Source organism: Slackia heliotrinireducens DSM 20476, from assembly GCF_000023885.1.
Lineage (GTDB): Bacteria > Actinomycetota > Coriobacteriia > Coriobacteriales > Eggerthellaceae > Slackia > Slackia heliotrinireducens.
On record NC_013165.1, the window covers coordinates 645887 to 661410 of the forward strand.

At 56.2% G+C, this 15524-nt stretch carries 10 protein-coding genes; 9 read left to right on the forward strand and 1 reads right to left on the reverse strand.

Translation table 11 applies throughout. The annotated features are described in order from the left end of the window. Positions 1 to 101: 101 nt before the first annotated feature. Positions 102 to 1640, reverse strand: coding sequence for a helix-turn-helix transcriptional regulator (locus tag SHEL_RS02720; protein ID WP_012797722.1), 1539 nt, complete (start codon positions 1638 to 1640; stop codon positions 102 to 104). Between the two features lie 367 nt (positions 1641 to 2007). Between SHEL_RS02720 and SHEL_RS02725 the strand changes: the two genes are divergently transcribed. From SHEL_RS02725 to SHEL_RS02765, 9 genes are all read left to right on the forward strand, one after another. Next, positions 2008 to 2781 (forward strand): hypothetical protein, encoded by a 774-nt coding sequence (locus tag SHEL_RS02725; RefSeq protein ID WP_012797723.1) that lies wholly within the window; start codon positions 2008 to 2010, stop codon positions 2779 to 2781. Positions 2782 to 2837: 56 nt separating this feature from the next. Next, positions 2838 to 5777 carry a molybdopterin-containing oxidoreductase family protein gene (locus SHEL_RS02730; RefSeq protein ID WP_012797724.1) on the forward strand — a complete coding sequence of 980 codons (2940 nt, stop codon included), beginning with the start codon at positions 2838 to 2840 and terminating at the stop codon, positions 5775 to 5777. Further along, positions 5777 to 6403, forward strand: coding sequence for a 4Fe-4S dicluster domain-containing protein (locus tag SHEL_RS02735; protein WP_012797725.1), 627 nt, complete (start codon positions 5777 to 5779; stop codon positions 6401 to 6403). Before SHEL_RS02730 ends, SHEL_RS02735 begins: the two co-directional genes overlap by 1 nt. Before the next feature lie 185 nt (positions 6404 to 6588). Then, positions 6589 to 7317, forward strand: coding sequence for a TorD/DmsD family molecular chaperone (locus SHEL_RS02740; RefSeq protein WP_012797726.1), 729 nt, complete (start codon positions 6589 to 6591; stop codon positions 7315 to 7317). Further along, positions 7318 to 8016: a ferric reductase-like transmembrane domain-containing protein gene (locus SHEL_RS02745; protein ID WP_012797727.1), complete on the forward strand. Its 699-nt coding sequence runs from the start codon at positions 7318 to 7320 to the stop codon at positions 8014 to 8016. A 243-nt stretch (positions 8017 to 8259) separates the two neighbouring features. Then, positions 8260 to 8985: a TetR/AcrR family transcriptional regulator gene (locus SHEL_RS02750; protein ID WP_126513732.1), complete on the forward strand. Its 726-nt coding sequence runs from the start codon at positions 8260 to 8262 to the stop codon at positions 8983 to 8985. Between the two features lie 295 nt (positions 8986 to 9280). Then, on the forward strand, positions 9281 to 12730 hold the full coding sequence (locus SHEL_RS02755; RefSeq protein ID WP_126513733.1) for a SpaA isopeptide-forming pilin-related protein: 3450 nt from the start codon (positions 9281 to 9283) through the stop codon (positions 12728 to 12730). Positions 12731 to 13035: 305 nt separating this feature from the next. Beyond that, positions 13036 to 13782 carry a hypothetical protein gene (locus SHEL_RS02760; protein ID WP_012797730.1) on the forward strand — a complete coding sequence of 249 codons (747 nt, stop codon included), beginning with the start codon at positions 13036 to 13038 and terminating at the stop codon, positions 13780 to 13782. 73 nt (positions 13783 to 13855) lie between these two features. Then, positions 13856 to 15478, forward strand: a complete 1623-nt coding sequence (locus tag SHEL_RS02765) for an isopeptide-forming domain-containing fimbrial protein (RefSeq protein ID WP_012797731.1) — start codon at positions 13856 to 13858, stop codon at positions 15476 to 15478. Positions 15479 to 15524 lie beyond the last annotated feature (46 nt).

Genomic DNA, 15524 nt, shown 5'->3' on the forward strand with positions numbered 1-15524 from the left:
TTTTGGGGCGAGGAGCAGAGCGCGACGGAATCGCGCGCCCGCCCCAGCAGGCTCGCCGAAAACGGGACAAAGTGCTACGTCCCCGTTGTCCCGCGGAGGGGCTACATGTCGCGATAGCGGTCAACCAGAGCCATCAGGTCGTCTTTGCTGTGAACGTCCAGCTTGCCGTATAGGTTGCGCGTGTGGGTGCGCACGGTGTTCCAGCTGATGCCCATCTCGTCGGCCACCTTCGAGGATCCGTAGCCCATGGCCAGGTAGCGCAGCACGTCCTTCTCGCGGCGGGACAGCTTGAACTCGTCGGCGATGAAATCGATGGCGATGTTGAACTTGCCGCGGTGCGTTTCGATGGCGACGGAGGAATCGATGCGCTTCTTCAGCAGGTCGGACAGGGGAGTCTGACCCTCGACGCGCTCCTCGTAGAGCTGCTTGAACTCTTTCTCGGAGAAGATCATGAAAGCGGCGAACAGGGTGAGGAACGAAAGCCCGACGAAAATGCCCTGCGTGACCATGGAGCTCGAAATCATAGGCAGCAGATAGGCGCCCACTGCCCAGCCTGCAGCGCTAAACGCCTGGTAGAAGCCGACTCCGATGCCAACGACGATCATGGCGGAAATCCTCCGTTGATACACGACGAAGAACAGCAGGCAGCAATACACGAAGTCGAAGATGCGCATGCTGAACGGCACCGTTTGGTAGAAGGCGTGGTTGTTGATGCCAACTACGGGCGCAAGTGCGACAAAGAACCCGGCAACCACCATGACCATGGTGAAGATGCGGCCGAAGTTGACGTTTTCCGTATCGGATCCAACTGCCAGCAGCACGAAGGACGCAGCCGCCGGCACCTGGAACAGCAGCACGAAAGACGACAGAAGCACGGTGTTGTACAGGGCAACCAACGTGCTGGCCCAGCCTTGCACCACTGCAGCGGCAAAGGCAAGAATGGAAACAGATGCGACCAGCTTCCACAACGGTTTGGGGAAATGCTCGAAATCGAAAGACGGCTGCCGGGTAGTTTCGGAAACGGGCGCATACATGCTGATGGACACGAACAGTCCCGAAAGCAGCGGCAGCAGAATGAGCATTGCGGTGCCTAAGACCTGCGGGCCGTCGTCGAAAAGCCTCCATTGAGGAAATCCCAGCGCAACGAAATACGTTCCCACGCAGATGAAATAGGTGAACGCCATCTGCAGAATGGCGTTGCGGGGCAGAAGCCGGCCGAAGGACTTTCCACATTCGACCAGGATGGGTGCAAACCCCATGCCCGTCATAACGCATCCAGCGATAAAAACGGCGCTCCATGTGTCTGCGCCGACCGCGCGTTGCAGGAAATACGGTCCGGCAAGAATAATCAGCAGGCAGCCGATCGACGAAAATGCACCGCTGAGCAACGGGGTGGACTGCCTGTCAGCTAGGCCTGAAAGGCGCTTCGCGTTGAAGCCGATAAAGATGAGCGCAACGGCCAGGGCGATGGTTGTTTCGGTGTACATGCGCGTTACGGCTGTAGAGCTGTAGTCGGGCGTGGAAATCCAAACCATACCGTCGAAGACCATGCGCGACCAAGCGAGCCAGAAACCGAATGCGATGGCCGCCATGCTTGGGCATGAGGCTGCCAATTGCGTGACAATGCGGGTCTTAGGCATGTGCAATCCCCTCCCTTTGCGTCATGCCTTATTGATAGGCTGCAGTGCAGTATACCGCAATCTTTGGGTGGGGAAACGGAAACAGGGTATGAGGCGGGAAACTTTAATCAATCGGTTGAACTGGAAAAACGTGTTGGGTGAGATTTTTCACCCATACGTGCGTGAGGTTCGAACCTCTGTTTTTCGCCCTTTTGCTGCAGGATGGCGGTTTCCAACCGACGGATGAAAGCATAGGGTGTATTCGGAATCAACTGCAAACGCAAGGTTGCAGAACCGTTCCGGCAATCAGGGGGATAGCCGGGCGGCGGATGCGGGTTGAGCTGGCTCCTCGCATCGTTTTCAAGCACCTTGCACAGGAGGGGGATGTATGGCAGAGGATTTTGAGCGCCTGATGCGCACCAACGAGCAGTTGGCGGCAGAAAGGAAGGCGCAGGACAACGGATTCGCCGATCTGGCTGAAAACGACGAGGCGAAACTGGAAGAGCGCGAAACCCTGGAAGAAACCGCGGAGCTGTCCTTCGAGGAGAAGCTCGTCATCCTGAACCGCGCCGTCACGCGCCAGCCGCTGAACCGCGAGCTCATGCTCAGGATCCTGTCGTTCTGTACGGAAGAGAAGAAACTCAACGACGTCGAGAATCACGTCATGTCGTTCCCCGAGTATTCCCGTGCCACCGAAAACCCGGTTTACATGACCAAGGTGCTGGTCCGTTGCGACGGTCTTGAGGAGATCGAGCGCACGGCGGAGGGCAAGCGGGTGCTTCCCGAAGACAAGGAAGGCCTGACCGAGGACGAAATCGACGACCTTGTTGCAACCACCAATTTCATCACCACCGAAGTGGGAGCCCAGGTTGTAGCCGACCACAGCCCCGCTGCGCGACTGGCCGCGCTTCTGGAAACCAGTCCCGAGCGCGCCGAAACCTTCCAAGAGATGCTGGAATTCGTGGCGGAAAAGCCCCGCACCTACGGCGAGGTCACCGATCTTCTGAAGGGCCGTCCCGTTCTGCAAACCATCATCAACGGGCGTACGGAAACCGTGCAGCCCAGCGTATTCATCGACAAGCTGGAACGCGCCGGCGTTCTTGTTTGGGATAACGGTTGGAAACTTACAAAGGAGGGGGAAGCGTTTTTAGCCAATAAGTAGGAGGAGGAACCTCCCGCAAAGGGAGGACAGACGAGAAGAAAGGAAAGAGGGGGAAGATGACAAAATCTAATCTGACTCGTCGAAGCTTCATCAAAGCGGCAGGCTTTACGGCGGCTGCTTCGGCCATCGGCGCGTCGCTGGCCGGCTGTATGCAGTCCGATGGCGGTTCCGCCGAAGGCGAAGGCTCTGCCGACGGCAACGTAAAGTCCTCTGAGGGCGTTACGTTCTCGACGCACATCGACTACGACACGAAGCTGCGCACCTCGTGCCATGGTTGCATCCAGATGTGCCCGGCCATCGCCTACCTGAAGGACGGCGTGGTCGTCAAGCTCGAGGGTGACCCCGAGGCGCCCGTGAGCCGCGGCTCCCTGTGCATCAAGGGCCTCAACCAGGTCCACACTATGTACAGCCCGCGCCGCGTCCTGCATCCGCTGCGCCACATCGAGCGCGGCACCAACAAATGGGAGCAGATCAGCTGGGACGAGGCCATCGACGAGGCCGCCCAGCACATCGCTGATGCCATCAACGAGTACGGCCCGTATTCGTTCTTCGCAAGCGTCGGCGGCGGCGGCTCCTATTCGTTCATGGAGGCCATGACCCTGCCTATGGCTCTGGGTTCGCCCACCGTGTTCGAGCCGGGCTGCGCGCAGTGCTACCTGCCCCGTTGGGCTCTCTCCAAGCTGTTCTACGGCGGCGACGACCAGTCCATCGCCGACAACGCAGTTCAGGAGATCTTCCGTCCTGGCGACGACAACAAGGCCGAAGTGGTCGTGATCTGGGGCGCCCAGCCGTCCGTTTCCGAAACCGCTGAATCCGGCCGCGGCATGGCCGAGCTCCGCGCTGCGGGCGTCAAGACCATCGTCGTCGACCCGAACTTCAGCCCTGACGCGGTTCACGCCGACATCTGGCTGCCCATCCGTCCGGCAACCGACACTAAACTCATCCTGTGCTGGTTCAACTACATCTTCGAGAACAAGCTGTACAACGAGCAGTTCACGAAGTACTGGACCAACCTGCCGTTCCTGATCGACCCGGACACCAAGCTGCCCGTCAAGGCTCAGGAGCTGTTCCCGGACTTCGAGCAGACCACGCCCGAGCACACGCCGGCTTATGTCTGCTACGACCTGAAGACCAACGCTGTTGCTCCCTTCGAGTACAGCGCTCCTGCCGACAGCGCCGTCGACCCCGAGATCTTCTGGGAAGGCGAGTTCAACGGCAAGACCTACAAGACCGCCGGCCAGATTTACGCCGAAGAGGCTGCTCCTTGGACGCTTGAGAAGACCGCCGAGGATTGCTGGCTTGAGGCCGACAAGATCGAAGCTGCCATCCGCATGTACACCCATGCCGACGACGGCGGCCCGATTGACCATGTTGCCGGCATCGCCAACGGCGTTGCTTCCGACATGACCGAGTCCGCCAGCCAGGTGCCTATCGGCCTGATGGGCCTCGACTCCATCATGGGCTACATCAACAGGCCCGGCGCCACCATGACCCAGAAGGGCGGCGGCTACTTCACCGACGCGACGGGCACCCAGTCGCTCAAGCGTCAGTACACCTTCAACAACGGCTTCGGCGGCATGTTCAGCGCCATGTACGGCATCGGCGCCGTCATCGGCCTGTCGGATGAGCAGAACGAAGCCTGGGCACGCGGCGAAGAGACCCCGGCCGGCGTCGCCGACGTCAGCCAGCAGGAGCTCGCCAACCAGCTGCTCCTCGACCGTATCGGCATGAAGGACCACAAGGGCCTGTATGCTTGGTGCCACAGCCACATCCCCAGCGTCCGCGAAGCCATCGCAACCGGCGAGCCCTTCAAGCCTCGCGTCTGGTTCGACATGTCCGGCAACAAGCTGGCCATGCTCGGCAACGCCAAGAGCTGGTATGAGGTCTTCCCCGAGGTCGACTACATCATCACCCAGTACCCGAACATCACGTCGTTCCAGTTCGAAGCTGCCGACCTCATGTTCCCGCTGCGTGAGTGGCTGGAAGAGCCCATGGTCAACATGACCCAGCTCGACACCCAGTGGCTGCAGAACGAATGCACCCACATCGGCGAGACCGTATCCCACAGCATCCCCGCCGCTCAGGTTCTGGCGAAGGTCGCCGAGAAGCTCGGCGGAGACCTGCCTGGCTTGAAGCCCGGCTATCTGGGCAACCCCACCGAGCAGGCGAACAAGGATTCCGTCGCCGCCACGCTGGGCGCTCCCAGCTGGGATGAACTGATCGCCAACACCGACCAGTACGTGCCGCACATCACCGAGGGCTACTTCAACTACAACCAGCACGAAGTCCTCGCCGAGGATGACGACAACCTGCCCATCGGCTTCGCCACTGAGTCCCGTAAGATCGAGACCTACTGCCAGATTCTGCTGCGCACGGCCCGCACCGGCTATCCGTACTGCTACCCCAAGCCGCAGGAAGCCTGCGACGACTACAGCCCGATCTGCGTGCCCATCGAACCCTGCGAGAGCCCCTATTCCGAGGCCGAGCAGCAAATCGCCGACCGCGAAGAGTACCCGTTCGTGCTCACCAGCGGCCGTGTTCCGTACTTCCATCACGGCACCATGCGCCATGCCGCGTACAGCCGCGAGCTGTTCCCCTGCGCCGAGATCCGCATCAACCCGGCCAGCGCTGCCGAGCTGGGCATCGAACATATGGACTGGGTCAAGGTCACGAGCCGCCGCGGCGAGATCCATGCCCGCGCATGGCTCACCGAGGCCATCAATCCGCATACCGTTTGGATGGAGCGCTTCTGGAACCCCGAGGCATTCGACGAGTCCCAGGCCAATCCGGACGGTGGCTGGCGCCAGATGAACGTCAACGTGCTCACCAAGAACACGGCGCCGTTCAACGAGGTGTTCGGTTCTTACACCAACCGCGGCTTCACCGTTAAGATCGAGAAGTCTGAGAAGCCCGAGAACGTGTGGGTCGAACCCGAGGAGTTCCAGCCGTTCATGCCCACCCTGCAAGGCGAAGCTAGGACGGAGGATGTATTCTAATGAAGAATTGTCTCGTTATCGATCTCGAGCGCTGCACCGGTTGCGACACCTGCGTAGCAGCGTGCAAGCATTGGCACAACATCGACCTTGGCGTGTATCGCAACCGCGTTTCCGCCATCGGCCCGATGGGAACCTATCCTAACGTAAGCATGTACTGGCTGCCCATGCAGTGCCAGCAGTGCGAGAATCCCGGCTGCATCGCCGTCTGCCCGACGGGCGCCAGCTATCGCGACGAGGAAACCGGCGTTGTTCTGATCAACGAAGAAGAATGCATCGGTTGCCAGAGCTGCATGACCGGCTGCCCCTACGGCGTGCGTTGGTACAACGCCAACACCAACAAGGTCGACAAGTGCACCCTGTGCTTCGAAGACCACATCGCCGAGCCGGATGCTCCTTGGGAACCCGCATGCGTGCATAACTGCTGCACCGGCGCCCGTATCTTCGGCGACCTGGACGACCCCGAGAGCCCCGCAGCCAAGGCTGTCGCCGCTGCCGGCGAGGAGAACTGCCACAAGCTTGACGACATCGACGGTGTCGGCCCCTCGAGCGTGTACATTCTGAGCCGTACGGCCGAATGGCAGCCCTGGAGCGATCCTTCCATCGAAGTCAGGCGTTACGAGAAGTAGCTTTCATGTCGGAACGGCCCGGGATCCCACTCCCTCCAGCCCGGGCCGTTCGGCAACCGTGAGCGAATTCGAATCCGACGCGGAGCATGCACACCTCCTCGCTCCGCGTCGGATGGTATGATTGAAAGCCTCCTATATATGTATGTATACGGAGGCCAAATTTGACGAAAGACCCAGGGGAAGCAATGTCCGAGGAAATCAAGCAGGCTGAAGCCGAAACCAATGCGCCGTACGGAGAAATCATCGACGCATTGCGCGGACGCAACGCCTTTTACGATATGTTCGCGAACGTGTACTTCAAGCCGCTGACGGCCGAACAGGTCGAGAACTTCGCCAACACCGATTTTTCGGCGTACGAAGACATTAACGAGCAGTTCGCCGACGGCGTGAACGACATCCGCCGCTATCTGGCCAAACGCAATTCCGGTACCCGTCAGGAGCTGGCTGTCGATTACACTGGTGCATTCGGCAGCACGTCGTCGTGGAAGGGCCGCTATGCCGCGCCGTACGAATCCGTCCACACCAGCGAAGAGGGGCTCATGTACCAGGGCGCCTACCACGAGGTGTTCCAGCTGTACAAGCAACATCATGTGGTGCGCGCAGAAGGGTACGACTACCCGCATGACCACCTGTCGTTCATGTGCGAGTTCCAGGTGATTCTGGCCGAACGGGCCATCGAGGCCATGGAGGCCGGCAATCCGGAAGAGGCGCTCAAGCAGATCAAAGCGTCCCAGGGATTCCTGGAGGACCACATCCTTTCGTGGTTCGACGATTTGGCCGACTTGGCCGTGAACCTGCTGCACACGCGTTTTTACCGTGGCATCCTGAAGATTTCGAAGGGCTTCTTCCTATTCGATCAGCAACTGCTCGCCGACATCGCGGAGGTGCTTGAGGAGCAGGTCCAGGAGGCGTAAATGAACACCATCATCATTCTCGCCGTTACCATTGCGGCATGCTTTGCTCTTCGTAATCCCATCAAGAAGGCCCCCATGGCCTTCTATGTGCTGTCGGTTTTGGTTGTTGTGGCGTTTCTCATGCTCGACCAGCTGGGCGCATCCCGCGCTGTAAGGCTGGCGTTCTTCTGGACCATGCAGAAGTGTCTGGTGCCGCTGGCTTTGTTCATCGTGGTCATGTACATCGGCGTATTCTCACGCTCGTCCAAGGTGTCCCTGTGGCTGAGGCCCATTCGCGCCGAGCTGTCCATTATCGCGTGGATCCTGTCGCTGGGTCATGTGGTGCGCTACCTTCAATCGTATCTGAACCCCCTGTTCAGCGGTGTGTCCTTAAAGGTGAACATCATTCTGGGCATCATCGTGGCCATCGTCCTGTTCATTCTGCTTATCCTGCTCGGCGTGACGTCCTTCAGGTTCGTCAAGAAGCGCATGTCCACCGACGCTTGGAAGAACCTGCAGAAGCTGGCCTATCCGTTCTTCGCGCTTACCTATGTGCATCTGCTGTTCCTGCTTATGCCCAGCGCAATGCACGGCGGCAAAGCCGCTACGTTCTCGGTAGCCTTGTACTCGGTGATCTTCATCGCGTACTTCATCCTGCGTCCGCTTCGCGCGATTCAGGACCGCAAAGCCGCATCGGAGCCGGCAGCTGTTGAGGGATAACCGCAGCATCGCATAATCACATTGTCTGTACAGCGAAGGGGCTTCGGCCCCTTCTTTTTTTGCGCTGTCGGTTGTTGTGGCATGCGTGGACGGCGTCTGCGGTGCAAAACGCAAGGTAGGAGTGTACATACATAGAACGAAACACAAATAAACGGAATATAATATATCGTATAGTAAGACAGTAGGAAAAAGAATAGGTGTGTCTTGACATATAAAGAAGCGCTTTGATACTTTGAATCCTGGGTGGAATACTGCAGCCTGCAAAAAATCAAGCACTACGCATTGCGAGGTGAAAGTATGGGACAGGAAACTGACGAAATCGAAGAGCAAAAGAGGGTGCGCAAGCACGCGCCGTATGGGTCGAAAAGCCATGTGCGGTCGGATGCGAAGGCGTCCCGGCGCGAATCTATCGTAAGGGCAGCCCGCGAGTTGTATAACGAAAAAGGGCTCGAGCATACGAGCATCAAGGATATTGCGAATCGAGTCGGAGTTACCCGATCGCTTTTCTATCATTATTTTCCGAACAAGCAGAGCGTTACGGCTGCGGTTTTCGACATGTACACCGACGAGCTGACAGAAGACGCCCGAATCAGATACGAGTCCCTGGAGGTTATCGATCTTGAGCGTCTGGGGGCATCGGCGGTCACCAACATCCGCAACCGCATCGAGAACCCCAGTTCGCTTCGAAGGGCCCTTTACAGCAACGAGGCGGCAGGGCTGTATATCGATCTGCTTGACCGCACGGCCGATAAGATGGCAACGCTCTTCGTAAACGAATTGCTCCCGCGGTGCGTCTATCGCGGTGCGTCCTTCGAAGTGCCCGAAGACATTCATGAGCGAATTTACATGCTGTACGCCGGAACCGTTGGACTGATTCACGCGCAACGCGGTCTGTCAAACCAAGCGCTTGTTTCCATCGGAGTGGGGGCGGTGCTGAGCACTAACCCATCCCTCCACGGATGCGGATAAAACCCTTCGGCACGACTTTGCATGGCCCAAGACGAGCATTGAGGGCGCGATTTTACAAAACGGGCTAAAAGTTCGTCTTGCGGTCCATGCGGTTCGGAACAAGAAGGCTGGATGTGCCAACGGAGGGGCAAAAAAACGGTGCGCAATATTAAGAATTTATAAGAAATGATGATTGTTAAACCAAAGTATTTGCATTGGTTGACGCATCGGCCTTTTTACACACTTGTTGCGAAAAACCCCATTTGAAAAAATGAATTAGATGTAACAATATACGGAGCAGTAGGTGTTGTTCATTATGACTAAACGGGGAATTTCAGTATTTCTGGCCTGTCTTTTGGTACTAAGCCTGATTCCTGGCGGAGCGCTGTCGCCTTGGGGCGGTGTTCTCGCCGTTGCGGACGAACCCGCCGAAGGGGCGTTCGAGCAACCCTTGGATGACGCGGAAGGTGACGAGCCGACCAACGAAGGGGAAGAACCTGCTGTTGAAGAAGACCCTGAGGCGCCTGAGGGTGACGATGGCGATCAGCCGGCCGAAGCCGATGGTGAAGAAACGGAGCAGGCTGACAACCCTGAAGAGCAGGCTGACAACCCTGAGGGCGAGAAAGCCACGGAAGACAAAGAGGCCAACAAGCCCGATGACGCCGAAGCTCAGGCAAACGACGCCATGCTGAAGGCTCCGCCGCTGCGCGCGCCCAATGCGCCTGGTACCATCAAAACGCTGGATACGGCCAGCCTTGGCATCGTGATGAACCTGTTCGACTACGAGGCCGAAGACTCGTTGAACAACAGCTTCAATAACGATAATGGCTATAACCAAGCCACTCAAAGCGGTATCAATTACAGGAAGAGCAGAGACAACCAGTTAAAGTTCTATGGAACCGGTGATGGTCGGGCATTGAACTATAACGCGCATACAGGTAATTTTGGAAACCCAGGAAACGGAATCAACCAGTTCACTGGCGTTGGCCGAAGCGATGGAGGGCAGTTCTATACCGTCCAGGTGGCCAACCAGGGCATCTTGAATTCCACGCTGACGGCTACTGACGGCACGGGTTACCCCACGCTCAACACCTATGCGAGCGATAAGTCTTTGGAGTATCTGTTCAATCCCAATACGAGTGCAACCGGGAAGACGACCTACAAGAACGTCAACCATCTTTTCAAGCTCGAAAATGAAGGAACTGCTCAAGAGCGTATGGTCTACGACAGCAACAAAAACTACGCCTATTATTGCGATGAGGGCGAGACGAAAGACAACGGGGATTTCATAGTCTACGACGGCACGTATGACCGAGCAAATGGCTCTAAATCGGGAATGAAGTACGGATTCTTCCCTTTCAATGACTGGGGTACCGCGTCGGATTGTATCAACCCAAACGAAACTAACAATGTGCAGGTTACTTGGGACCCCAATAACCATCCTGACCACCACCTCGGTTTGACCATGACAACTCCGTTGACCATGCCCCTCGATGGCCAAATTACCAAAAACGGACAAACCGCCGATATGATCTTCGAATTCAGCGGCGACGATGACATGTGGGTGTTTATCGATGGCAAGTTGGTGCTTGACATCGGCGGTATCCATCAGCCTGTCTCGGGAACGATCAACTTCCATACGGGCGAGGTCTCGCTTGGAAGCGGCACATCTACGCAGGTGGATGCCAATAACAATTCGTATACCCAAACCAAGTACTCCTATGCTGCAAACAACATCGTCAATACAAACGTTCTTGGTGACACAGCATGGTTGTGGACCGAAAACGACCATGAAGGCATTCTCGGTTCCAGAAACAGCGCCGAGAATCGCGCCGGCACCGACCATGTGCTGCAGGTGTTCTATCTGGAACGCGGCGGCTGCGACTCGAATCTGAAGATTAGTACCAACATCCATCTGATGACCAAGAAACAGGTCTCGGTTAAGAAAGAGTGGGAAACCACGCCTACCACGTATCCGACCACAAAGGTTCAACTCATTCGCAAAGCTGTGGGTCGCGAAAACAAGGACGATGTTTCGTATGCCGCTGTTGGTGCTCCCGTGGAGCTGAATAGCGGGAATAGCTGGGCAAATGCCTGGTCTGACCTTCCGAGCGAAGGCTACAACGCAACTACCATTTACGACGAGGATAATCCGAGCAATAACGTCTATTGCGACTACACGTATATGGTTATGGAAGTGCCCGTTGATGGTTACGCCCCCAGTTATACGGACTCCACAAACGCAAATCTTGAAGTCACGGAGATTACTTATCAGACCGATGGCGGAAAGGCGACTGGCAAGGTCGTCTCGACCGACATGAGCAAAATGCCTATCACCATCACCAATGTCGAGACTTATATCGACGTCGAAAAGCAATGGCTGGACGAAAACGGCGGTGTTGAAAGAGCAACGGTTCATGACAACGATTCGGTTTATGTGCAGCTGTATAAGCAGACCTACGACAGCACCAACGAAAAATGGGGCGACGAAACGGCCGTAGGTGATCCCGTCCAGTTGAAAAAGGATGCCTGGACGCACAAGTTCCCGATTTCTGAAACCGGAGAGAACGTGCGCTACCTAGTTAAGGAAGGCGTGCTGGATGGCGAGACATTTGTTCCGAAAACGACGCTGAGCACGACCAATGGTTCCTATGCGTGGCAGTCTACCAACTACTACACCACGACGCCGACCTTCAATGGTTCTACGGTTGCGTGGGGAGACGAAACCGCCGCTGGCACAACGGGTTATGTGTGCGTGCCCGAAAACGGCCGCGCCAGTGCGGTCATTACGAATGCACCCTCGTACATCACGGTTGAAAAAAAGTGGGTGGATGCCGACGGCAACGACGAGACCGAAAAACACGCCAACGATTCCGTATGGGTGCAGCTCTACAAGGAGACCAAAGAAGCGAATGCCGAATGGCTCGAAACCCTGAATGGCACTCCCGTTGGCGATCCCGTTCAGCTGAAGGGCAGCGCTTGGTCGTCGAAGATCGTGATTCCTGCAACGGGAGAGAACACCCGTTACTACGTTGAAGAAGGCACGATGGACGGCAGCGGGTTCCATAAGTCGACTACGCTGACGACTTCCGAAAATAAGAAGTACACCTGGAAATCCACCACGTACTATGTGAGCGATAGCAAAGATGCCCAAAACACTGACTACTTCGTTATTCCCGACGGTGAAACCGGTCATGCGGTTGTGGTGAACGAACCGGAGCTCACGAAAGTCACGCTGCTGAAGAAGGATGCCGACAACAACGATCCGATGCAGGGCGTTACGTTCAAGCTGCTGAAGGATAAGGAAGGCGGAGCAACCCCGGCTTTCGATGCGGCTCTGGATACGGAAGTTGTTAAGGACAACTTGACCACGGGGTCCGGCGGCAAGGTTGATTTGCCCAGCTTGAAGCCAGGCACTTACTGGTTGGTTGAGACCGCAGCCCCCGAGGGATACATCGTTCGCGATGTAAACCACCCCATAGGATTCGTCGTTGCCGACGATGGCAAGGTCAAGTTGATCGATAGTACCTACGACACCGAGAAGACGAAACCCAGCATCAGCGGTTCGGACACTACGTGGACGCTGACCGCCAAGAACGTTCGCGTGTACTCGCTGCCGGAAGCCGGCGGTCCGGGCATTTACCTGTATCTGCTTATTGGCGCATTCATTGCGGGACTAGCTGCCATCAATATGCGCTTCGGTTGGATTGACGCGCGCCGCAGGCGTTCGTGCACGAACGGCGAGGATAGCTTCCCCGGCGCATAGTCGGGGAGGGGAAAGTTTCTTCTCAGGCAAGAACCCGCATGTTGTCTCCCTGGCATGCATCCGCCGATATGCGTTTGGAAGATGTGTTCTGGAGCCTGAAAAGACCATCGAGCAAGCGAATTCGTTGACAAAACAACGGTTCTGCATTGAACAGATAGTGCTATACGTCAGCGAATATGTAGGAATATGTATAGATAAAGACGTTCATTGACAAAAAAGGAAATATGTAGACTTGTACGTAGGCAATGACAAATCTAAATTGAACCCTGAGCATGGATTGCTATGCATCAGTAGGGGGGGATAACGTGAAAACGAGCAAAGTACTCGCTGTCATTGTCGCGTGCCTTCCGGCTGCTTCTCTCGTACCGTCGCAAGCACTGTTCAGTGCGGGTTTGGCTTCGGTCGAGGAACTCGCTTCGACCAAAATCGATGGCGCAATCGCCTACGTCCCCGTCGAGGGTGATGGAAGCGAAAACGCCGGTTGGACAGATGCCGCCGATGTGAGCGGAGACGCTGCAGAGGATCCAGAAGAAACAATACCCGAATGTCCCCCGGATGATTCTCAAGCGGAATTGGTGGAAAGCGTTCTGGCCGAACAAGAATCGGATGATTCTGTGATACTGGACGAATCTGTCGATACGCAATCTATTACATATGAAGACGATGCCATCTTGGCTACTGCGACTGCTCCCGTTGGCGTGCTGCCGGTGGGCACATCGTTGTCGGTAATGGAGGTCTTGCCGACCGATGCCGATACTGCTGACGCGTATAAAAAAAAGCTTAAAGACGGTGCTGGGAATGATAACAGCAAGTATCTGGTTATCTTTACCGACGGCAAGAACCACCTGAACGTCCAGGTTGGCGAGGGTGTTGTCGAAAACACCATGATTTACGAACTTCCGGCTGCCGGCGGACCGGGTGTGTACCCGTTCCTCCTGGTGGGAGCCTTTGTTTCTACGTTCATGGCGTGGGCAGTCCGCGACAAACATCGCAGATACGCCACCGCCTCTAGACGCTTTGCGTTAGCAGGCGTAATCGAAGGCGGTGATTGATGCACTAACCCATGATCAATAACCGGAACATCAGATTGAATTCTATTGGTAAGAAGGAAAGGAGATTCGAGAGATGACTAAATGGAAGAGCAAGCTCGCCGGCGTGCTCGCAGCTGGAGCTCTGGCAGTCGCTTTGGTGCCTGCCGCGGCTTTCGGTGCAGGGGCATTGACAGCCGACACGACGATTAGCGTGACAGGAATTGAAGACAATCCAGCGGCGAAAGTTACGGCATACAAGGTTATCGAGGTCGATCAAAGCAATACCAAAACCGATGGCACTGCAGGTTGGCGCTTGGTAACTGGCTTTGATAATCTTGAGGGCATTACCTTGGAAGGGCTTATTGGCACTGGCCAAACGATCAGTGCAACTGAGGCAGCCACCCTTGCAAATGCTGCAAGTGGTGAGGGAATCACGCTTTCTAAGGATGGCGAAACCACTACTTATAAGGCAACGGGTGTCGAGCCTGGCGTATACGTAGTTAAGGTTACGGGTACGGGCGCCACGGTGTATAACCCGATGATTGTGTCGGCGGATTACAGCCAAGACGACCCCAACACCAATACCGTTGCTGATGATGCAAAATACACCGGTAGCACGGCTGTTGCCAAGAGCAGCACACCGCCTGTGACGAAGAAGACGGTCGACGCCAAAGACCAGACCTTCCAAATTGGCGACACCATCGGATTTGAGGTCACGACGACGGTGCCGTATTATCCGGCCCCCTACTACACCGCGGATAAGACGCACTTTGAAGTAAAGGACACGATCGACGCTGATCTGTCCTTCGACGCCGATAGCGTCAAAGTGCTTGATGGTACCACTGAGCTTACGAAGACCGAGGACTATACTGTCTCCGTTAAGGGCCAGACCATGACCATTGCGTTCACTGCTGATTATCTTCAGAGGGCGTCTCGTGAGACGACTGGTCCGGCGGATGTGAAGATTACCTACGACGCAAAGGTAGTTAACGACGCAGCTAAATTTGCCGAAAACGTAAACGAGCGCACCAATGATGTGCATGTGGAGTACAGCAACTCTCCGACCTCCGATGGCGAATCTGATCATGTGAAGACGCATCATTACACCTTCGGTCTCGACGCTGATCTGGCTGGCAGTGCTTCGGGTTCGTCCAAGGAACTGCGCAAGGTTTCCGTTGATGCAGCTGGCAACGCAATGTACGAAGTCGTGAATCAGAGCGACTGGAGCAAGAACACCCCTCTGGAGGGCGCGGTCTTTACACTGACTGGAAAATCCACCGACGGCATAGAATATGAAAAGGAATTCACGACGGATTCGGATGGCCACATCAGCTTTACCGGTCTTGATGCAGGTGTGGAATATACTCTGAAAGAGACTTCTGCTCCTGCTGGCTACCAGCTCGATAAGACTGAACACAAGGTCAAGATCACCGCAACGTATGTAGAAGGCTCTGACGTCCTGAAGTCCTATGTCGTAACGGTTGACGGTACTGCGATTGCCAACGTCACTGTGACGAACGACGCTAACGAAGAGATCACTTCAACTACGTATACAGATAACGATCAAACCTTCCAGTTCAAGAACGTGAAGGCTGGCGTGCTGCCCTCTACCGGTGGCAACGGCATCTACTTCTACGTGATCTTCGGCGCTGCTGTGGCTGTCGTGTCCTTCGTGGGCATGCGCGTGTACAAGAAGCGTGCTGCCGCAACGAAGTAACACCCACTAATTGACGACGAGCTTGGACGCGCGACCCTACCCCTAC